Annotated in this window: 18 protein-coding genes; 6 read left to right on the top strand and 12 right to left on the bottom strand. The window is 68.2% G+C overall.

The genetic code is table 11. From position 1 onward, the window contains the following. Nucleotides 1-34: 34 nt before the first annotated feature. Both ON37_RS30605 and ON37_RS30600 read right to left on the bottom strand, forming a co-directional pair. On the bottom strand, nucleotides 35-1,423 hold the full coding sequence (locus tag ON37_RS30605) for an MFS transporter (RefSeq protein ID WP_040724544.1): 1,389 nt from the start codon (nucleotides 1,421-1,423) through the stop codon (nucleotides 35-37). A 4-nt stretch (nucleotides 1,424-1,427) separates the two neighbouring features. After that, complete coding sequence (locus tag ON37_RS30600) at nucleotides 1,428-3,263, bottom strand: glycoside hydrolase family 15 protein (protein WP_040724543.1); 1,836 nt, start codon at nucleotides 3,261-3,263, stop codon at nucleotides 1,428-1,430. Between the two features lie 488 nt (nucleotides 3,264-3,751). Between ON37_RS30600 and ON37_RS30595 the strand changes: the two genes are divergently transcribed. Continuing rightward, a complete protein-coding gene (locus ON37_RS30595; RefSeq protein WP_051032342.1) occupies nucleotides 3,752-5,134 on the top strand; it encodes a hypothetical protein in 1,383 nt (460 codons plus the stop codon). Nucleotides 5,135-5,477: 343 nt separating this feature from the next. On the opposite strand, the gene ON37_RS30590 is transcribed toward ON37_RS30595, so the two are convergent. The 5 genes from ON37_RS30590 to ON37_RS30570 form a co-directional block, all read right to left on the bottom strand. Beyond that, nucleotides 5,478-5,843, bottom strand: coding sequence for a hypothetical protein (locus ON37_RS30590; RefSeq protein WP_040724541.1), 366 nt, complete (start codon nucleotides 5,841-5,843; stop codon nucleotides 5,478-5,480). 349 nt (nucleotides 5,844-6,192) lie between these two features. After that, nucleotides 6,193-7,245 carry an ArsR/SmtB family transcription factor gene (locus tag ON37_RS30585; RefSeq protein WP_245553585.1) on the bottom strand — a complete coding sequence of 351 codons (1,053 nt, stop codon included), beginning with the start codon at nucleotides 7,243-7,245 and terminating at the stop codon, nucleotides 6,193-6,195. Nucleotides 7,246-7,379: 134 nt separating this feature from the next. Then, nucleotides 7,380-8,570 (bottom strand): cytochrome P450, encoded by a 1,191-nt coding sequence (locus tag ON37_RS30580; RefSeq protein WP_040724538.1) that lies wholly within the window; start codon nucleotides 8,568-8,570, stop codon nucleotides 7,380-7,382. 138 nt (nucleotides 8,571-8,708) lie between these two features. After that, entirely contained in the window at nucleotides 8,709-9,143 is a 435-nt protein-coding gene (locus ON37_RS30575; protein WP_157171714.1) for a hypothetical protein, read from the bottom strand. A 105-nt stretch (nucleotides 9,144-9,248) separates the two neighbouring features. Further along, nucleotides 9,249-10,670: an amidase gene (locus tag ON37_RS30570; protein ID WP_040724535.1), complete on the bottom strand. Its 1,422-nt coding sequence runs from the start codon at nucleotides 10,668-10,670 to the stop codon at nucleotides 9,249-9,251. A gap of 81 nt (nucleotides 10,671-10,751) precedes the next feature. On the opposite strand from ON37_RS30570, the gene ON37_RS30565 reads away from it, so the two are divergent. Then, nucleotides 10,752-11,432 (top strand): TetR/AcrR family transcriptional regulator, encoded by a 681-nt coding sequence (locus ON37_RS30565; RefSeq protein ID WP_051032341.1) that lies wholly within the window; start codon nucleotides 10,752-10,754, stop codon nucleotides 11,430-11,432. Nucleotides 11,433-11,606: 174 nt separating this feature from the next. On the opposite strand, the gene ON37_RS30560 is transcribed toward ON37_RS30565, so the two are convergent. Continuing rightward, entirely contained in the window at nucleotides 11,607-12,080 is a 474-nt protein-coding gene (locus tag ON37_RS30560; protein ID WP_040724533.1) for an SRPBCC family protein, read from the bottom strand. 64 nt (nucleotides 12,081-12,144) lie between these two features. Between ON37_RS30560 and ON37_RS30555 the strand changes: the two genes are divergently transcribed. Beyond that, entirely contained in the window at nucleotides 12,145-12,900 is a 756-nt protein-coding gene (locus ON37_RS30555) for a metalloregulator ArsR/SmtB family transcription factor (protein WP_040724529.1), read from the top strand. Nucleotides 12,901-12,957: 57 nt separating this feature from the next. On the opposite strand, the gene ON37_RS30550 is transcribed toward ON37_RS30555, so the two are convergent. Further along, nucleotides 12,958-13,392: a MarR family winged helix-turn-helix transcriptional regulator gene (locus tag ON37_RS30550; protein ID WP_245553584.1), complete on the bottom strand. Its 435-nt coding sequence runs from the start codon at nucleotides 13,390-13,392 to the stop codon at nucleotides 12,958-12,960. A gap of 102 nt (nucleotides 13,393-13,494) precedes the next feature. Between ON37_RS30550 and ON37_RS30545 the strand changes: the two genes are divergently transcribed. Beyond that, complete coding sequence (locus ON37_RS30545) at nucleotides 13,495-14,622, top strand: NADH:flavin oxidoreductase (protein WP_040724525.1); 1,128 nt, start codon at nucleotides 13,495-13,497, stop codon at nucleotides 14,620-14,622. 16 nt (nucleotides 14,623-14,638) lie between these two features. Here ON37_RS30545 and ON37_RS30540 read toward each other — a convergent pair whose 3' ends face one another. Continuing rightward, complete coding sequence (locus tag ON37_RS30540) at nucleotides 14,639-15,463, bottom strand: SDR family oxidoreductase (protein WP_051032340.1); 825 nt, start codon at nucleotides 15,461-15,463, stop codon at nucleotides 14,639-14,641. 67 nt (nucleotides 15,464-15,530) lie between these two features. Continuing rightward, a complete protein-coding gene (locus ON37_RS30535) occupies nucleotides 15,531-15,869 on the bottom strand; it encodes a DUF3140 domain-containing protein (RefSeq protein WP_040724616.1) in 339 nt (112 codons plus the stop codon). 190 nt (nucleotides 15,870-16,059) lie between these two features. Here ON37_RS30535 and ON37_RS30530 point away from each other — a divergent pair, with 190 nt between their 5' ends. Both ON37_RS30530 and ON37_RS30525 read left to right on the top strand, forming a co-directional pair. Then, on the top strand, nucleotides 16,060-17,214 hold the full coding sequence (locus tag ON37_RS30530; protein WP_157171713.1) for a PucR family transcriptional regulator: 1,155 nt from the start codon (nucleotides 16,060-16,062) through the stop codon (nucleotides 17,212-17,214). Between the two features lie 159 nt (nucleotides 17,215-17,373). Beyond that, on the top strand, nucleotides 17,374-18,753 hold the full coding sequence (locus ON37_RS30525) for a lipase family protein (protein WP_051032348.1): 1,380 nt from the start codon (nucleotides 17,374-17,376) through the stop codon (nucleotides 18,751-18,753). Nucleotides 18,754-18,810: 57 nt separating this feature from the next. Here the strand turns inward: ON37_RS30525 and ON37_RS30520 are convergent, their stop codons facing one another. Further along, nucleotides 18,811-19,413 carry a TetR/AcrR family transcriptional regulator gene (locus tag ON37_RS30520; RefSeq protein ID WP_051032339.1) on the bottom strand — a complete coding sequence of 201 codons (603 nt, stop codon included), beginning with the start codon at nucleotides 19,411-19,413 and terminating at the stop codon, nucleotides 18,811-18,813. Nucleotides 19,414-19,497: the final 84 nt, after the last annotated feature.

The raw sequence follows: 19,497 nt of genomic DNA, 5'->3' as shown, positions 1-19,497 counted from the left end.
CGGTTACGGGCGGGCCGGCACACGGCGGTGTCGCTCACCGTGATGACGGTTTCCCGGCCCGTGTGCGGTGGGGAAGTGCGGCCGCCGCGAGGAGCCCGATGACGGCGGCTGCGCCGAGCGCGAGCATAGCGATGGCGTAGGCGTGGCTGCTGAGTCCGGCGACGAGGATGGTGCCGGCGATGGCGGTGCCGAGTGCGGAGCCCAGGTTCGATACACAGCGCGAGAGGCCGGAGATTTCGCCCTGGCGTTCCTCGGTGAAGGCGGACTGCACGATGTTGACCGAGGGAGTGAGCATGGAGCCGAGTCCGAGGCCGATCAGTAGGAGTCCGGGTACGAACGCCCATGGGTCGAGGCTGCGTCCGGCCATGGCGATGAGTACCACGATGCCGACGGCGACCACGACGAATCCGGTCATGACCAGTGTTCGCTGGGCGAAACGTGCTGCCAGGCGGGCGGCCGACAGCGACGATACGAGCAGTCCGGCGGTGGCGGCGGTGAAGATGATGCCGGTGCGGATGGGGTCGTAGCCACGGACGACTTGGAGGTAGGCCGAGACGACGAAGGAGGTTCCCATCAGAATGAGCCATTGCAGTAGTTGAGTGGCCAGCCCGAAATTGGATGCCCGGCTGTGGAACAGGCTGGTCGATACCAGGGGGTCGCCGCCCGATCGTTCGGTGGCGCGCACGTGCAGGAAGAATCCGGCCAGCACCAGAATCGCGAGCACGATCAGGATCGCGCTCCACCGTAAATCGTTGTCGGCGGCGAGGATTCCGAGTACGAGGAGGACGAGTCCGGCTGCGGACCGGATGGTGCCGGTGATGTCCAGGGTGCGGGTGGGGTCGGGCGGGAGTGGGTCGTGTACGCGGCGTGTCGACACCAGGATGGCCGCCACGACCAGCGCTTGGAAGGCGAATGCCGCTCGCCAGCCGAGGCTCGAGGCGATCAGTCCGCCGAGTAGCGGCCCGGCGGCGGCGCCGATTCCGCCCATCGCCATCACCACTCCGAAGGCTCGCGCGCGTGCCGTGGTGTCGGTGAACAGCAGGGTGGTCAGGATGTAGACCGGCGGGATCAACAGCGCGGTGCCCACTCCCTCGAGCACGGAGTTGCCCAGCGCCAGCACGCCCAGTCCCGGCGCGAGCGCGCTCAGTATCGCGCCGATGCCGTAGACCGAAAGGCCTACGGTGAAGCAGCGTTTGCGGCCGTAGCGGTCGGTGAGTTTGCCGCCCGGGATCATCAACGCCGCCATGATCAGCAGGAACAGCGTGATCACCAGTTGCACGCCGGATACGTCGGCGTTCAGATCGTGACTGATGTCGGTGATCATCACCGCCATGTTCGTGCCGGCGAAGCTGCAGATGAATTGTGCGAGTGCCAGGGGCGCCAGCACACCGCGGGGGCGGGCGGGAGCGCTCCGGTCGCTCATCGTCTCAGGGCTTTCCGGTGCCGGATTCGAGACGGTCGAGTTCGTCGTCGAGTGCGATCGCGGCCGCGACGAGCGCCAGATGGGTGAATGCCTGCGGGAAGTTGCCCAATTGCTCACCCGAGGGGCCGATTTCCTCGGCGAACAACCCGACGTGGTTGGCGTAGGTGAGCATTTTGTCGAAGGCGTAACGGGCACGGTCGACGCGCCCGGCCCGGGCCAGCGCCTCGACGTAGAGGAAGCTGCACAGGTTGAATGTCCCCTCGGAGCCGCGCAACCCGTCCGGTGAGGCGGCGGGATCGTATCGGTAGACCAGGCTGTCGTCGACCAGCTCCTCGTCCATCGCGTCCAGGGTGCTCAGCCAGTCCGGATCGCGCGGGGACAGAAAACCCATGCGCGGCATGAGAAGTAGCGACGCGTCCAGGACCGGAGACTCGAAATTCTGGACGTAGGCGCGTCGCTCCTCGTTCCAGCCGCGCTCGAGGATCTGGTCGAACACGGCGTCGCGCGCGCGGGTCCAGCGGCCCAGATCCGCCGGTCGCGCGTGCTCGGTAGCGAGGCGGATCCCTCGGTCGAACGCGACCCAGGTCATCAGCCTGCTGTAGGTGAAATCCTTTCTGCCGCCCCGGGTTTCCCATATGCCTTCGTCCGGGCGATCCCAGTGGTCGGTCAGCCAGTCCAGAAGTTCGGCGAAGACCCGCCACCCGGATACGCTGCCGATATCGGAGGTCTGTGCCAGCGCATCGGCGACCTCACCGTAGATGTCGAGCTGCAGCTGGTCGGCGGCGGCGTTGCCGACGCGTACCGGCGACGATCCGCGGTAACCCTCCCAGTGGTCGAGGATCTGCTCATCGAGGCGGGGGTCACCGTCGATGCGGTACATGATCTGCAGTGGTTCACCCGACGGGGTGGTCCCGGCCAGTCGTTCCCGTAGCCAGCGGCGGAAGGCGTAGGCCTCGTCGGTGAATCCGAGATCGACCAGCGCCCGAACCGAGAGGGAGCCGTCGCGCAACCACGTGTAGCGATAGTCCCAATTGCGTTCGCCGCCGAGTTGTTCGGGCAGCCCCATCGTGAGAGCGGCGATCGGCGCCCCGGTCGGTGCGTAGGTCAGCAGTTTGAGGGTGATCGCGGAACGGTTGACCATATCGCGCCACCGGCCGCGGTAGGTCGAGTTCCGCAGCCATGCCTGCCACCATTCGCGGCAGTGCGCGAATTCGGCGGCTACCTCGCTGCGCCGCGGAGACGCCGGAAATTCCCCGCCCGCACCGGTGGCGGTCAACACGAGGAACGCCGTCTGATTCTCCTCGAGGCTGAAGCTGCCGGTCGCGTCCGTATCCTCGACCTGCAGCACGATCGGGTCGGACGCTTGCAGATGCAGTGTGGTTTCCGGGCTTTCGAACATGACCCACTCGGGATCGTGTGCCACGGTGCGGTGTTCGGCACGGCCGTAGTCGAAGCGTGGGCGACAGGACACGACGAAGGGCACGCGGCCACGCAGCACCCGCACGATCCGGATCAGCCGATGGCGATCCGTCGGTGCCTCGGTATCTATCGGCGGCATGAAGTCGGCGACCTCGCCGACTCCCGCGGGCGCCATGAAGCGGGTGACGAGCACCGCGGTGTCCGGCATGTACAACTGGCGGACGGTAACTTCGTCCTCTGGCAAATCTGCCGCGACACGGCAGTAGCCGCCCCGCCGGTGGTCGAGCAGGGCGCCGAAGAGGCTGGGTGAATCGAACCGTGGTGTGCACCACCAATTCACCGTGCCGGCCGACGACACCAGCGCGGCAGTCTGCAGATCGCCCACAATTCCGTGTTCAGCGATCGGAGGATACGCGTCCATCGGGCCTCCCGGAAGGTACGGAAACCAGCTGGCAACGATTCGGCCGGATATTCGTGCCGGTCGACCTGGGGCGTATTCATTTCTCATTATGCGCCGCGGACAGGCACGTTTCGATGGTTATGGCAAAATTTCAGCAACTGGCACTTCCGTGAATGGTGTCGAAAATCGGCTCGAACAAGCGAAAGGGCATGGCCCACACGAGGTTCGACGAGTTCCGCGCTCCACTGTCGAACAGCGTCGTCTCGGATCGGCGGGTAGTTCCCGGTCCCGGGACCGGCTCGCGGCAGCCGCAGCCCTCGAGCGGGCACGCCGGCGAATGTATCCGTACGAGTGTCGGCGTCGAATCATTGAATGTCCGGTCGTCTCCTCGGCCGCGTTCGCGTTACCGCGCCACCGCCTGCCGCACCGGCCGACGGCGGGGCCGATCGCCGCACGGCATTGAAAGCGTCTCGCTCCGACAATCGGAGTCACTCAGGATGTGAGAAACGATGTCCAGCAATCACGGGGATGCCACACTCGGTCGGTCGGAGCAACCGCTGTCGGCTGGTGATCGCGCCGAGCTGGAGCGATTGCGGGCATACGTCGCCGCGCGGACCGATCGCCGCCATGTGTGGCGCTGGACGGGTGTGACGGTACTGCTGGTAGTCACCGCGATCCTGATGATCGGATCGGTGACGACGAGATTCGTCCGCAGCGAGATCTTCGATACCGATCGATATGTCACGACCGTGGCCCCGCTGGCCACCGATCCGGCCATTCGGAACGAATTGGCCGACAAGATCACCGACGCGATCGTCGGCCGGGTCGACATCAAGGCATTCACCGCGGACGCGGTCGCCGCGCTGACCGAGAATGCCGACCGGTTGGCCGACCGGCCGCGGGCCGTGGCGGCACTGAACAGTCTCCCCGCGCTGGTGGCGTCCCAAGCCGAGAATTACATCCACCAGGCCGCGACGTCGGTAGTGACCAGCGATCAGTTCGTGGAGGTGTGGGACGCAGCCAACCGACGCGCGCACGACGCGCTGGTGCGCGTGGTCGACGGTGAGACCAGACCTGGGGTGCAGGTCAGCGACGACGGTACGGTCAGCATCTCGTTGCAGCCGATCCTGGCGACAGTGCGCGAACGGCTCGATGCTCGCGGAATCAGCTTCGCCGACAAAATCCCGGATGTGGACGCGCAGTTCGTCCTGTTCCATGCGACCGAACTGCCGAAGTACCAGAAATGGTTGCGAACGCTCGACCGCATGGCGAACATACTGCCGTGGATCGCGCTGGCCACGGCGGCAGGTGCGGTGTGGCTGGCTCCCGGCGGACGACGCCTGCGCGCGTTCGCTCTCGTCGGCGCCACCGGTGCGATCGCGATGGTGCTGTTGGCCGTCGCCGTGGTGATCGCCCGCAGCGTGTACCTGGATTCCGTTCCCAGCGACGCGTTGTCGCCACCCGCTGCCGCCGCGCTGTTCGACACGGTGATCCACCCACTGCGCGTGTCCCTGCGCGCGGTCGCCGTTGTGAGTCTGGTCGTGGCGGCTGTCGGCTATCTGATCGGGCCGTCCCGGTCGGCCCGATCGGTGCGTTCCGGATTCGACAGCGTTCTCGGTTCCCTGCGTAGCCGTCGCGAACGTCCACCGACCGTGGTCGAGACCTTCGCCGCGCGGTACCGGATTCCGCTGCGGCTCGCGGTTCTCGCCGGTGCCGTGCTGGCTCTGGTTCTCTGGCCCTACGCCACCGGCTTGGTCGTCATCGGAATCGTGCTGATCGCCGGAGTGCTCCTGCTTGTCGTCGAGGTCTTGGCCAGGCCGGCGTTGGCAGCGGAAAAGGCCACGGACACAACGCAATCCCCAACGACCGAGCCTCCGCCGGCGAGTGCGTGATCAGGCGGGCCGGGACGAACTGGCGGCCCCGTCGAGGCGGTTATGGAGGACAACCGCCAGGACCTGCCGGGATCAGTCCGGTAGCCAGTGCAGTTCGTGTGCCAGGGTTTCGGCGACGGCGCGAATGCGCCGATGCAGCGGTGACTGCACGCGGGGGAGGACCAGGTGGATGGTCAAGGTGGAACAGGGCGGACAGCTGATCGTGGACCACGGGGTTGGCCGTCCGGTCGGGGAGTCGCACCGTAATGACCGCTCGACGTCCACGTCCGCTGCGGAGTGCTACCGGGTGGTCCGATCTCGTCACCGCCACGGTCGAGGAGACTCCCGCGCCGTTCGGCGCAGATCAAACGGGACGATGGGCGGTGACTCGCCAGGCCGTGATCCAGCCGAGTTCCATCGCGGCATCGAGGAGATAGGTCTTCGGGATCGTTCCCGCGGGGACGTACACCAGGTCGATACTCAGCAAGGTCAGCGCGGTCGCGGTTCCGCACTGTCGCGCCGCGCGCACGCCGGCCGCGGTCGGTTCGGCCGTCAGTTGGGTGAGCCCATTGCCCAGGAGCAGGCCGGAGACCGTGTAGAGCAGCCAGCGATCGGTCTTCGCCCCGAAGACGGCTTCGAAACTACGCCGGGCCAGCAGCGGCCACGCGCCGCTGACCAGATTGAACACACCGTGGGCGCGCGCCAGCCGGGTCGGTGATACTGCGGCCATGTCGGGCTCCTCGGGACGGTGATCGCCGGTTGTTACGCGTACGGCGCGAGCGCGGTTCGTCGTAGCCGGACTACCTCCACGAATCGCGGGCAAACCCGAGAGTCGGGCCGCCGATGCCAGGGCGACACAGGTATCCGGTGGGCGACGCCGCGTGTGACGCCGCCTCACCGGAGAAGCGCCTCACCGGAGAAGACAGCGTCGGCGAGTGACGTGGTCGAACGCGTCCCGTCGCCGTGCTCGACAGGCGAGCGGGATTTCTCACCTGTACGCGGCTCGGCGACCGTCTGTTCCGGACAGAACACGGCACCACGGGCGGGATCGAAATCCCCGCGGTTCCGCCGCCGACAGTTCAGCTGCGGCAACGGTTTTCGCTGTCCCTTCCGCTGGTCGGCGTTGTCGCGTACCTCTCGCGGAGACCGGCTACCGCTGTCGAACCGGGTTCGGTGACAGGGGTGTTGGCCCGGACCAGGTCCAGGCCCAAGGCCGTGGCGTGGTGCACGACTGTTTTCCCGTCGCGGCGGCTGCTGATCAACCGGGCCGCGCGCAACGCCGTGGTGTGCTCCGAAGCCGACGCGGTACTGAGGCCGAGCTGCTTCGCGAGGTCGGTCGTGGTGTGCTCGGCGGTCAGCCGGCGCAACACCGCGGCCCGAGTGGTCCCGAGGACAGCGGCGAGGGTGTCGGATTCGGGTCCGATTCGCAGGCTCGCGGCGGCTCGGGCCGGATAGGCCAGCATCACCGGCTGATCCGGTAACTCTCCGATGATCGGTGGGCCGGTCCAGAACGTCGTGGGTGTCAGCAGCACACCTCGTCCGGCCGGCCGGACGGTGCGCTCGTGCGGACTGTCGATCAGCAGGCAGTTCTCGCTCCAGCGGGCGCCCGGCAGCACGGCGGTGAGCGTCGCCGCGGGTCCGCGGCAGGCGAGCAGGCGTCCGTGCTCGGCGAGCGTGTTCTGATGGTTGGCCCAGATGTCCTGCCAATACGGTTGCACCACCGCCGAGAATGCCGCCCGCATGGCATTCAGGAATACCAGCGCGGCCTCGCGATCACCGTCGACGGTGGCTCGGATCAACCGCGGCACCGCCTCGGGCCGGTTCCCGTACCACAGCCGCACTTCCTGCACTGCTTGCCGCCGGCTCAGGGTCGCTGCGGTGTCCATGGCCTCGTCGAAGGACCCGAGCGTGGTCGGCGACACCGCCCCGCGGAATCCCGCGGCGACCGCACACACCGGCTTCGCCACCGCCGGGAACGCCGCCAGAGCGTGGTGCCGCCAGCGCGGCCCCCACGATGTGCCGATTCCCGTCCGCAATGCCAGCGCCGCCAGCTTGGTCTCCAGCAACGGCGCGGGTTCGGGTACGACCCGGGTCGCGGCGAAATCGTCCGCGCTGAACAGGATTCGCAGCATGGTCAATCCCTCCGACTCGGACCGACTGGTTGCCGGCTTCCGGTCCTCCCATCGTGCCCCGACCGACGCGGCATGCGTTGGTAATCCGCTACTCGAACCGAACATCGCCTCCCGGCCGCCGCCGCGGCGGAGCGTCACCAGCCGACCGGTAGGGCGAGTGCGCCGCGGACTCCTCGGTCCGAGCGCCATTCGATGTCACCGGCCGGCACGGCCAGCCGTAGCCCGGGGAGCCGGCGGGTGAGGATCCGCACTGTCTCCTGCAGCTCCACCCGCGCGAGGTGTGCACCAAGGCAGAAGTGCGCACCGTGTCCGAACGCGACGTGCAGATTCTCGGCGCGTGCGGGGCAGTACGTCTCGGCATCGTCGAATACTCGGTCGTCGCGGTTGGCGGCGCCGCGGTCCACCAGGACGGCTTCACCCGCCCGGATCAGCTGTCCGCCGACCTCGACGTCGGTGGTGGCGATCCGCGCGAACTCGGACGACGCTTCGATCGGGACGTAGCGCAGCAACTCCTCGACCGCTTGCGGCACCAGATCGGGTTCGGTGACCAGACGCTGCCATCGGCTCGGCTCGCTGAGCAGGGTGAACACGAAGTTGCCGATGTGGTTCGCGGTGGTCTCGTGTCCGGCGACGAGCAGTGCCCGGGCGAGCGAGATGAGCTCGTCCTCGGACAGCCGGTCCTCGTCGTCGCGTGCGGCGACCAGTGCCGAGAGCAGATCGGTCGATGGCCGGTCGCGGCGTTGCGCGACGAGCTCCGCCAGGTAGCCGTTGAGGCTTTCGTAAGCTGCCCGGATCTCGTCGATGCTCGTCGCGATACCGAGTGCGATGATCGTTTCGGTCCAGGACCGGAAGGTGTCGCGGTCGGTATCGGGCACACCGAGCAGCTCGCAGATGACGGCCAGCGGTAACGGCCACGCCACGGTGTGGACCAGGTCGGCCGGCGGCCCGGCAGCGGTCAAGTCGTCGACGAGACCGTCGAGGAGATCGCGGATCCGCGGCCGCAACTGCTCGACGCGCCGGCGCGTGAAGGCCTGCGAAACCAGGGTGCGCAGCCGGGTGTGCTCGGGTGGATCCATGCTGAAGATCTCCGACGGTGGGTCGGGCAATGGTCGCGGTCGCGGCACGTCCCGTCCCGCAGCAGCCGCGCGGCTGAACCGCGGATCCGACAGCACCTGTCGGACGTCGGCGTGGCGGGTCGCGAGCCACGCCTCGCCGCCGTAGGGCATCCGGATCCTCGCCAGGCCGTGATCACGTCGCAGTCGAGTATGCAGCGGGCTGACTCCCAGCGGCTCGTTCAACTCGAACGGGTATGCCAACGCGGTCATCGGAACTCCTCTGTGCGGCAGAACAATTCGTCGAACGACAGCCTTCCGGGCGCCGGTCGAAGTCTCACTCTGGCCGGTCGACGACGGGTGCTTCAATCATTTCGGTTCAGGCCGAAACGACAGCCGCGACCAAGTCGCTCACATATAGGGCCACACGTCGGCGTCGCGGTGGGTGTCGCGGCGCAGGCGTTGATCCTCGGCTGGGCGCAGCCATCGGACCGGCACGCGGAGGGTTTCGAGCGAGGGGACGCGGGCCGGGCGGCCCGTGCGGTCGATCAGCATTCCCACCACCCGGTAGCCCTGGCCCGGAGACAGGCCGAGCGCGGCGGCCTGGGCGTCGGTGAGGGCCAGGTCGGTGTGGGCTCGTTCGATCAGGCGCAGGCCTTCCACGGTGGCGGGGTCCGTGGAGCGGTCGACACTGGTGACGGTGAGCCGGAACCGGGCGCCGGTGAGTAGGCCTGCCACCCATGCGGGGCTGCCCGGTAGCTCGCGTTCGGGGTAGCGGGCGATCGGTAGTCGATGGGGGACCAGGACCACGTAGGTGCGCCCGATCTCCACGTCACGGGCTCGCACCCTTCCAGACTCGTCTCCCCGGTTGACCCACGCAACGGCGGCAGCTCGCATCGCTGCCCGAGGAAATAGGCAGCAACGGACCCCGGGACCCGCCGGTCCGGAGTGTTACCGGGGTGCGGAATTCCTCACCTGGTCCCGGATGCGGGGGAAGGGCTGTTCGGCTTCGAGGAGGTAGGCGAGTTCGATCAGCGTGCGCTCGTCCCCGTGGGCGGCCGACAGTTGGACGCCGACCGGAAGGCCTTCGGTGGTGCGGCCCATGGGCAGTGAGATCGCCGGGGTGCCGGCGATGTTGTTCAGGGGCGTGTAGCTGACGTAGCGGGTGAGCCGGTCGATGAGTTCCGGAAAGGGCACGGTCGGTGCGATGTGGCCCAGCGGCGGTGTCGTATGTGAGAGTACCGGGGACACAACGACTTCCAGGCGGGCGAACATCCGCGCGTAGGTGGCGGGGACGCGGCGCAGTCGGCGCAGTGCCGCCGGGGTACGGTGCAGGTTGCGCCGGTGATGGGCACGCAGTCCGCGAGTGAGTCCGTCGGTGGCGGACGCGTCGAAGGATCGGTCCAGGATGAGTTTGCCGGTGCTTACGGCGAGATCGGCCAGCAGCGCCCAGTATTGGACGAAGTCGACGGCGAACTGCGCGGTGACCGGCAGGGCGATCGGTTCGACGATGTGTCCGGCCTTCTCCAGCAACGTGGCTGTGTGCTCGACTGCCGCGCGCGTGGGCGGATCGACGTCGGCACCGGTGACGCTGTGCATGAGCAGCCCGACCCGCAGCCGTCGTCGCGCCGGGCCGCGGACCTCGCCGATGGGCGCGAGTTTCGGGTTGCGCCAAACGTTTTCGGTCGCGGCGACGAATGCTGCGGTGTCGCGTACGGTGCGAGTGAGTACGCCCTCGGAAATCATGTTGATCGGCACATGCCGCGCCTGTTCGCCGTCGATGTGGCGGCCGCGGCTCGGCTTGAGTCCGACGAGTCCGCCACAGGCGGCCGGAATCCGGATGGATCCGCCGCCGTCGTTCGCATGCGCGATCGGGACCACGCCGGCGGCCACCAGTGCCGCCGAGCCGCCGGAGGAGGCGCCGATCGAGCGGTCGAGATCCCACGGGTTGCGGGTCGGCGGTCCGGTCATGAATTCGGTGGTGGCGTTGAAGCCGAACTCCGGTAGCCGCGATTTGCCGAGCAGCGTCATTCCGGTGCCGAGGTACTGGTCGGCGTAAGCGCCGTTCTTCGCCGCCGGTCGCGCCCGGAACGCCTCACTGCCGTGATTGGTCGGCAGCCCGGCCACATCGGTGTTGTCCTTGACGAACGTCGGGACGCCGTAGAGGGCGGTATCGGAGCTCGAATGGTAGTGCGGGGCGTCGTAGCTCGCGCAGGCGACGGCGTGGAGCTGGGGATCGACCGCGCGCGCTCGCTCGATGGCGGCGGTGGCGAGCTCCTGCGGGCTCACCGAGCCGTTGCGGACCAGCTCGGCGAGGGCGACCGCATCGTGCTCGGCCAGCGCATCGTCGCGGAATGCGTGAATCGACGTCATGGCGGCTGAGTCTAGAAGAATCTACAGACTCTGCCCAGAGGGAAACTGTAAGAAGTTACAGAGATGGCTTAGGGTGGTGTCGTGACCGCGCGCCGCCACCGTCCCAGTGCCCTGGCTCGACGCGAAGCCCTGCTCCGAGCCGCCGTCGAGGTCACCGCGGAAGTGGGCGTGGCCGGGGTGACTCACCGCGCGGTTACCGAAAAGGCCGGCTTGCCGCTGACCACGGTCGGGTACTTCTTCGAGTCGATCGACGCGTTGACCGAGGAAGCGCTGCGGGTCTATACCGACGCCGACGCCGATGCCCAGGTCGCGCTCGCCGAGGCGCTGGCCGAGGCGCACAGCACCCCCGACGAGATCGCCGTCGCGCTGTCCTCGGCCGCGACACCGCGCTCACCGGAGACGCCGGCGTTGTTCGAGGCCTATCTGCACGCCGCGCGGCACCCGGAGTTCCGCGATGCTGCCGCGCGAGCGCTCGAGGCCGCACGCCGGGTTGCCGCCGCAGGAGTTCGTGCGGCCGGCCACCCGGAACCCGACACGGCCGCACCGGCTTTCACGGCCCTGGCGCACGGGCTGGCATTGCACGAAATGGCGGTGCCGGGCACGCTGCCACCGGACTCGGTGCATGCGGCGTTCCGGGCACTGTTTCTGGGATTCCTGCTCGACAACGGTCATGTCGAACTGGCGCTGCGGCTCCGGCGCGGAGCCTCGGCCGACGACGACACGGGCCGCGGCGCTACGTCGACAGTCGAACCCTTTGCCTGACAAAGACTTTCGATCACGGCCGGCGACCCCGACGGAGGCTGGACCGCCGTGCCGATTCCGAGCGTGGGTGCCGGCCGCTGCCGAGGCGGTCGGTGAGTCCGTGCACCCGGCGGACGGACCGGGTGGAACCGGTCGAGCCGGCGACGAGCAGTGTGACGGCCCGCCGGCTCGGTGCTAGCTGCCGGCGACGACGTTCGCCAGGTTGGCGAGCTCGTTTTCCCGGCCCTGAACCAGGCGCTGGGTCCAGACCTCGTCGTGCATCGGATCGACGGTCATGACGACCCGGACGCCGGAATCGCCCGGCTCGAGATCGACGGTGGTGAGGAATTCGTAGGGCTCCACGCCCGGGATGAAGTCGGCGAGGGAGGTATAGGCCAGACGGTTGGGTGCCTCGACCTCGGTGAACGTTTTGCGGGATTCGGTCGACAGCGGCATGCCCGCGGAGCGCATGAACTCGATCTGCTCGGGAGCGGTCGCGGTCATCGTGTAGACCAGCTCGCCTCCCGGGCGCAGGTCGAGCCGGTCGACGCGGACGGTGAAACCGTCTGGCGCCCACCACTTCTCGATCCCGGCGGGGGTGGTCCACAGTTCCCAGACGGCCTGGGCGGTGGTGGGGTAGTCGTGTTCGATGCGAATCCGGTCGGTCATGTCGCGCTCCTCGGGAGAAAGATATTCCTTGAAAGGAATATATCTGAGGAGGCATGCTTGGTCAATGGACACTGCACTGTTCGCCGCCCTGGCCGAACCCAACCGGATGCGGATCGTGGAGTTGCTGAACGATGCTCCGCGTCCGGTCGGCGAGATCGCCGCCGCCCTCGACCTGCGTCAACCGCAGACGACGAAGCATCTGCAGGCGCTCGAACGCGCGGGCCTGGTGGTCATGGAGCCATTCGGTCAGCGCCGCATCTACGCCCTGCGCCGCGCTCCACTGCGGCAGCTGCGGGAATGGCTGGCCGGGTTCGAGGCCGATCATCCGTCGGAATCGGTGCTCGCCCAATATCGAGCGGCCAGCGCGGCAGCCCCCGTGTCCGACTACGCGTTCGAGCGGACCGTGCCGGTGCCGGTGGCGACGGTGTGGCAGTGGTGGACCTCGCCCGAGCTGGTGCGCCGCTGGTGGCACCCGGCCCACTTCGAGGTCGTCGAGTGCGTCCTGCGGCCGGTCACCGACGGGGAATTGTCGATCGTGCTGCGGGAGGGCGACGGCACGGTGTACCGCAGTGCGGGACGCTACCTCGATGTCCGGGCGCCCCGGCGACTCCGGTTCGAACTGTCACCGCTGGACGCCGAGGGGGTCGCCTTGTTCGGGGTCGACCATCGGCTCCAACTGAGCGCTGTCGCCGGCGGCACGCGCGTGGATCTGCGGGTTCACGTGTCCGATCCGGCGGCGGGCTCGGAGGCGGCCGCGGCCGGTGTCGGCTTGGGCTGGGATCAGTTGCTGGACAACCTTGTTCGGGCCGTCGACTCGTGAGTCACTCGGTGAACGCGAACGGTCCGCGCCGTCGGCGGGCCTCCGTTCCGGGGGGCGTCAAGGCTGGACGAAGACCTGCTCCAGCAGGGCGGCGAAGCGGGACCGGTCCTCGGCGCCGAGTTTGTCCAAGCCGTCGCGGGTCCGGTGCATCTTCGCGCGGATCGCGTCGACGGCACGCTCGCCCTCGGGTGTGATGACCAGATTGGTGACGCGCCGATCGGCCGGATCGCTCTCGCGTCGGACCAGCCCCCGCTTCGCCAAGCGGTCGATGATCCCGGTGACATTGGAGGCGTCACAGGCCAGGGTCTCGGCCAACGTGCGCATCGGGGCGGGTCCGCGGCGCAGCACCGTCAATGTCTTGCCCTGGCTGGCGGTGAGGTTCTCGCTCGCGGCCGCGGCGGTGAATTCGCCGTAGTAGACGCCCAGTGACACCGAGAGCAACTCCATGAGCTGGGCGGTGTCGATCTGCGGCACCTCTGCCATGTCCGTCATCCTCCGCACCGAAACTTGACCATCTCAACTATCCACCTTACCGTGGAAATCACTTGAGGTTCTCAACCATCAAAATTATCAAGTAAATCTGAGGAGCAATCAGTGACCGTCACCGTGTCCGACGCCTCCCGCCTGGCGGAAATCCTGTCCCGGCCCGTTGTGCTGAACAACCTGACCGTTCCCAACCGCATCGTGATGGCGCCGATGACCCGCATGTTCTCCCCGGGCGGCATCCCCGGTGACGACGTGCGGTCCTACTACGCCCGCCGGGCCGCCGCAGGTGTGGGCCTGATCGTCACCGAGGGGACCTACGTCGGCCACGCGTCGGCGGGACAGAGCGACCGGGTACCGCGATTCCACGGTGCGGAGCAGCTGGCCGGCTGGGCGAAGGTTGCCGCGGATGTGCACGCGGCGGGCGGCACCATCGTGCCGCAGCTGTGGCACATCGGCATGGTTCGCAATCACGGGGAACAGCCCTACCCCGATGCCCCGGCCATGGGCCCCTCCGGCATTCGCGTCGACGGCACCGAGGGCGCCGGGGTGGCGATGACGCAACGCGACCTCGACGACGTCGTCGCCGCCTTCGCCGAGGCTGCCGCGGCCGCCGAGCGCATCGGTTTCGACGGGGTCGAACTGCACGGCGCGCACGGGTACCTCATCGACCAGTTCCTGTGGGCGCACACGAACCGCCGCACCGATGCCTACGGCGGAGATCCCGTGGCGCGCACCAGATTCGCGACCGAGGTCGTCGCCGCGGTGCGCGCGGCCGTGTCACCCGGCTTCCCGGTGATCTTCCGCTTCTCGCAGTGGAAGCAGGAGGCCTACACCGCACGGCTGGCCGAGACCCCGCAGGAGCTCGAAGCCATCCTGGCACCGCTGGCCGCGGCCGGGGTCGACGCCTTCCACGCCTCCACCCGCCGGTACTGGCTCCCCGAGTTCGAGGGCTCGGAGCTGAACCTCGCGGGCTGGACCAAGAAGCTCACCGGTAAGCCCACCATCACCGTCGGCTCGGTCGGCCTGGACGGCGACTTCCTGCACGCCTTCACGGGCAGGGGCGCCGAGCTCGGCAGCCTGGACAATCTCCTCGACCGGCTCGAACGCGACGAGTTCGACCTGGTCGCCGTCGGCCGCGCCCTGCTGCAGGACCCGGAATGGGCGGGCAAGGTCCTGAACGGACGGATCGACGAGCTGAAGCCCTACGATGCGGCCGCGCTGAAAACCCTGAGTTGATGACGGTGCAGTCGGCTCATACCTGGCGCCACCGGTCGGTCTGCAGGTCGCCGGAGTGCGGGCCCATCAGGAGCATGCCACCGTCGATGACGTAGGAGGCGCCGGTGATGTAACCGGCAGCCGGGGTGGCGAGGAAGGCGACGACCGAGGCCACCTCCTGGGCGTGGCCCGGGCGGCGCAGTGGCAGGCCGGGACGGTACTGTTCGCGAGGATCGACGTCTTCCTGCCCGGTCATGGGTGTCGAAATTTCGCCGGGCGCAACGGAATTCACGGTGATGTCGTATTCGGACAACTCCAGTGCCAGCACCTTGGTCAGCGCGCCCAGACCGGCCTTGGCCGCACAGTAGGGGGCCGCTCCGACTCGGGGTGCGTGTTCGTGCACGCTGGTGATGTTGATGATCCGCCCGCCCCTGCCGGCCTCGATCATGTGCTTGGCGGCCCGCTGCGAACACAGGAACGCCCCGTCCAAGTCGACCGACAGCACATGGCGCCAGGTGTCGAAGTCCATCTCCATGGCCTTCTGCGCGGTGCCGGTGCCCGCGCAATTCACCAGGACGTCGACACCCTCGAGTTGCTGTGCCACATCGTCGACGACCGCGGCGGCGGTGGGCAGATCGTCGAGATCGAGCTGCCGGACCACGGCTCGCACACCCCGCTCCTCGGCTTCTTCCGCGGTGCGGCGGGCGCCGGGCTCGTCGGTGTGATACGTGATGCCGACGTCGACGCCGCCCCCGGCGAGCGCGACCGCCACGGCTCTGCCGATACCGGAATCACCTCCGGTCACCATCGCTCGAAGCGGTGCGCCGATCCGGTCTCGAGGAAGCGGAGTAGTCGCGGTCATGATCGCCGACTACCCAGCGCCCCCATGGTCACACGCCCGCACGGTCACACGCCGTCGACCGGATCCGTCAGGGCGACTGCAGCGGATCGTGGCCGAGCGACATCAGGCCGCGGCGCCGGCGATCGTCGCCGGCCGCTGCTTCGTCGCCGGCCTCACCGCGCAACTCGGTGATCCGCTCGACCACCCGGCGCATCACAGCGACGTCGTCGGCATTCACATCGGTACGTCGTTTGCCGAGGATCGCCAGTACCTGCCTGCCCAGTTCCGGGCCCGCATGGTCCGGTTCGGTTTCGGCATCGCTGCCTGCGCCCTCGGTTCGCAGCCAGTCGCCGAGCTGTCGTGAGGTCATATTGACCAGATGGTGGAAGCGGTCCCACAGTTGATCGTCCACCTCGGTTTCAGCCATCGCGAATACCTCCCTGTCGGACAGCGTCATGGCCACCGTTTCGGTGCTGGCCGCGTACCCGGTATTCCCGCCGTCCACACGAGTCGCGGTGCGCGAAGCGCGGACCCCGGTCGAGCGCCTGTTTCGTTCCGGACACCCGGAACCGGAGATAGGGGCGCGCGAGTCGCGCGGATTTGCCAAGGTGAGACCCATGAGCGACGTCGATGCCGAGGTGGTGGGGGCGCTGCGGGAGCGGGCATGTGCGCTGGTCGCGGGATTCTCACCGGAGGTGCCGGCGTACTCCCAGCTGCCGTCGGCGCTGAGTGAGGCGGAATTCGTGCGGGGCGCGCGGCTGAATGTCGAGATGTTCTTCGACTTTCTGTCGTCCGGCGAGTTGCCGACCGCGGCGGCGATGACCGAGGTCGTCGATCTGGCCTTGAAGCGCGTTCGCCAAGGCGTGCCCTTGGCGAGCGTGCTGGCCCGGTACCGGATCGCGGCGGGCTATATGGTCGCCGAATTGGAGCGGTCGGCGAGTCCGGCCGAGCGGGCGGTGATCGCCTCGGTCGGTCCCGGCCTGATGGAGTTCGTGGCAGCCGTGACCGCCCGGGTCGCCGTCGCGTGTGTCGAGCACGTGAGCGATCCGCTGTGGGAGCAGCGCGATCGGCGGCGCGCGATCGCCGACGCGCTGCTGCAGGGTCGCGATCCGCGCGACGGGTCGCCGGAGGCGGTCGTGCCCGTCGCTTCGTCGTATGCGGTGGCGGTGTTCGATGTGGCCACGACCGCCGATCCGGCGCGGCTGACCCGCATCCGCACGGCCCTGGACCGGATCGACGGTGCGTTTCTGCGGATGGACAGCGCGGGTTGGACGGTGCTGATTCCGCTCGACGGCACCGTCGAGCAGGTCGCGTCGGCCGTGCAGCGGACGGTCACCGCCGATCGCTGCGACTCGGTGCCGCAGATGTGGATCGGCATCGCCTGTGCGACAACGCTTTCCGGCATTCCCGAGGCCGCACGACAGGCCCGGGCGGTCAGTGATATCTGCCGGCGGACCGGTCGGCCCGAGGCGGTCACCTCGGTGCGGGAGGTTCTGCTCGAGTATGCGCTGACGGGCGGTCCGTCGGCCCGGCGGTATCTGAGTTCGGTCGTCGCCGCGCTCCGGGACCACCCGGTGCTGCTGCGAACCCTGGACGCATACTTCGCCTGCCAGTTCAATCAGCTCGCCACCGCGCGCCGCCTCGGTGTCCACCGCAACACCGTCACCTACCGATTGGCGGGCATCGCCGAGGCGACCGGCTGGGACCCACTGAATCCGCGTGCGGCAATGGTTCTGTACGCGGCTCGGCTCACCGCCGCGTCGGCCGATTAGGCACTTTTCCAAACGAGGGAGGTGTGGGCTGACGGATTGCCGGTACCGCGTCGGTGCGCACTGCGGTGTGCTGAACGGGTGGACGACGAGGTCTTTGCCGACAGCACCCGAAACCGCGACCGACGCCGGGCTTTTCGTGCGCGGTGCCGACGCGCGATCATGATCGTGGCCGTGACGGCGGCCGCGATGTCGACGGCGACCGGTGTGGCGATCGCCGAACCGCCGCCCTCGCCGCCGCTCGAGGTGCCGGTGACACCGCCGCTGCCCTTTCCGATTCCGCCGTCCCCACCCGAACTCGACCCCGGGTTCTACCGCCCGGACCAGGCGATCGTGGACAGCAAGCAGCCGGGGGAGATCATCGCGGCACGACAGGTGCACCTCGCGTATTCTGCTGTGCTGCCGATCAATATGGACGCCTGGCAGCTGTCGTTTCGTTCCACCGATACTCGCGGCCGGGCGATTCCGGCGGTCACGACGGTGATGAAACCGCACGCGCCCAGCTCGGCGCCGCGACCGCTGCTGTCCTACCAGTTCGCCGAGGATTCGCTCGGACAGTACTGTCGCCCTTCGTATCTGAGTCAGGTCGGATCGCTGGGTCCGCTCGCCGGCTCGGCGGAGACGACGAGTCTGTTCGCGGTGCCGATCGCCGCCGCGCAGCTGGGGTGGGCCGTCGTCGTCACCGATACCCAAGGACCGGATCAGGCTTTCGGCGCCGGCCCACTCGAAGGCCGGATCACGCTCGACGGCATCCGGGCGGCGGAGAATTTCGCGCCGATGGAACTCGACGGCCGCCGCACCAAGGTGGGTATGACCGGCTACTCCGGCGGTGCCCTGGCGACCGGACATGCCGCCGAGCTGCATCAGGAGTACGCGCCCGATCTCGATATCGTCGGCGCCGCCGAAGGCGGCATACCCGCCGATGTCGGTGCGGCGCTGAGGATGGGCAGTACCAACGCCGGAGCGGGCATCATCTTCGCCGGTGCGGTCGGTGCAAGCCGCGAATATCCGGAATTGGCAGAGCTTTTCGACAAGTATCTGTCGCCGGCGGGGCGTGCGATCGTCGCCGCGAAACAGAATCTCTGCCAGGTGCCGACCTCGCTGGTGGTGCCGTTCGTGAACTACGACAGCCTGTTCACCATCCCGCATCCGCTCGACGATCCGCGTGCGGTGGCCGTGATGGACAAGATCAAGATGGGCCACCACGTGCCCGATATGCCGATGTTCATGCTGCATTCCCATCCGGACTGGCTGCTGCCGGTCGGGCCCGTCGACACCCTCGTGGCCACCTACTGCGCGGATCCCACCGCGCGCGTGCAGTATCTGCGCGACCACTTCAGCGAGCACCTCACCCTGGATACGTTCTCGATTCCGCTGATGATCAAATTTCTCGCCGACCGCTTCGCCGGCGTGCCGGCACCGACCGGCTGCGGCACCAAGGACGCCGGCTCGGTGCTGTTGGCGCCGGAATTGTGGACGACCCTGCTCCCGCAGATCGCGCCCTTCATGCTGAACCTGCTCGGGAAGCCGGTCGGCCAGTGATCGTGACCGCTGTCGCGCACCGGGTGTGATCGTCTGCGTGTCCCGATCGGCAGCGGGTCAGCCGCCGTTCGAGACGACCGCGTGGGCGAGGTGGGTGAGTGCGGCGGTGATCTGCTCCGAGGTGCGGCCGCGCTCGCGTTGGTGCCGGTAGACCTCCACCGCCAGGGGGGCGAGGAGCACGTCGACCAGCGAATCGGGTTGGGGCGTACCGGCTTCCACGAGCAGTGCCCGCACATGCGCCGACCAGAACCCGTAGGCGCCGGTGGTGAAGCGTGCTTCGCCGCTCTCGGCGCCCAGCACGAGGTCGGCGTGCGCGTCGAGCAGGCCGATCATGGCCGCGTAGAAGGCGGCGAGCCGCTCCGCGGGGGCTGCGCCCGGCCCCAATGGCGGTGGCCCGCAGAGTAATTGCTTCTGGAGCTCTCGTTCGTGCTCGTCGAGCAGCGCCATCGCGATGGCGCCGACGTCGGGATATCGGCGATACAGCGTGCCGCGCCCCACCCCTGCCGCCTTCGCGATGTCGTCCATCGTGACCGTGCGCGGATCGCGGGCGGCGAACAGTTCGGCCGCTGCGGCCAGGACCTTGGCCCGATTGCGTGCCGCGTCCGCGCGTTCGGCGCCGGTGGTCGGCGATGGCGTGAGCAGATCGGCGCGAATATCCATATCCGCACCATAGCCCAATAAGTGGACATGATGTCCAGATTGCCGCTACGCTCATGAAACTGGACATGGTGTCCACTTATTTGG

Origin of the sequence: Nocardia veterana NBRC 100344, assembly GCF_000308855.1 — a bacterium.
In the GTDB taxonomy this organism is placed as follows: Bacteria; Actinomycetota; Actinomycetes; order Mycobacteriales; family Mycobacteriaceae; genus Nocardia; species Nocardia veterana.
Note: the sequence above shows the minus strand (reverse complement) of the source record. Positions and strands in the feature narration are given on the sequence as shown.

Coding starts and splice junctions, on each gene's coding strand:
- ON37_RS30580 (WP_040724538.1), bottom strand. CDS start 8,570: ATGACCGCGTTGGCATACCCGTTCGAGTTGAACGAGCCGCTGGGAGTC.
- ON37_RS30560 (WP_040724533.1), bottom strand. CDS start 12,080: ATGACCGACCGGATTCGCATCGAACACGACTACCCCACCACCGCCCAG.
- ON37_RS30525 (WP_051032348.1), top strand. CDS start 17,374: ATGATCGTGGCCGTGACGGCGGCCGCGATGTCGACGGCGACCGGTGTG.
- ON37_RS30585 (WP_245553585.1), bottom strand. CDS start 7,245: ATGCTGCGAATCCTGTTCAGCGCGGACGATTTCGCCGCGACCCGGGTC.
- ON37_RS30550 (WP_245553584.1), bottom strand. CDS start 13,392: ATGACGGACATGGCAGAGGTGCCGCAGATCGACACCGCCCAGCTCATG.
- ON37_RS30535 (WP_040724616.1), bottom strand. CDS start 15,869: ATGGCTGAAACCGAGGTGGACGATCAACTGTGGGACCGCTTCCACCAT.
- ON37_RS30520 (WP_051032339.1), bottom strand. CDS start 19,413: ATGGATATTCGCGCCGATCTGCTCACGCCATCGCCGACCACCGGCGCC.
- ON37_RS30555 (WP_040724529.1), top strand. CDS start 12,145: ATGGACACTGCACTGTTCGCCGCCCTGGCCGAACCCAACCGGATGCGG.
- ON37_RS30590 (WP_040724541.1), bottom strand. CDS start 5,843: ATGGCCGCAGTATCACCGACCCGGCTGGCGCGCGCCCACGGTGTGTTC.
- ON37_RS30530 (WP_157171713.1), top strand. CDS start 16,060: ATGAGCGACGTCGATGCCGAGGTGGTGGGGGCGCTGCGGGAGCGGGCA.
- ON37_RS30600 (WP_040724543.1), bottom strand. CDS start 3,263: ATGGACGCGTATCCTCCGATCGCTGAACACGGAATTGTGGGCGATCTG.
- ON37_RS30595 (WP_051032342.1), top strand. CDS start 3,752: ATGTCCAGCAATCACGGGGATGCCACACTCGGTCGGTCGGAGCAACCG.
- ON37_RS30540 (WP_051032340.1), bottom strand. CDS start 15,463: ATGACCGCGACTACTCCGCTTCCTCGAGACCGGATCGGCGCACCGCTT.
- ON37_RS30570 (WP_040724535.1), bottom strand. CDS start 10,670: ATGACGTCGATTCACGCATTCCGCGACGATGCGCTGGCCGAGCACGAT.
- ON37_RS30605 (WP_040724544.1), bottom strand. CDS start 1,423: ATGAGCGACCGGAGCGCTCCCGCCCGCCCCCGCGGTGTGCTGGCGCCC.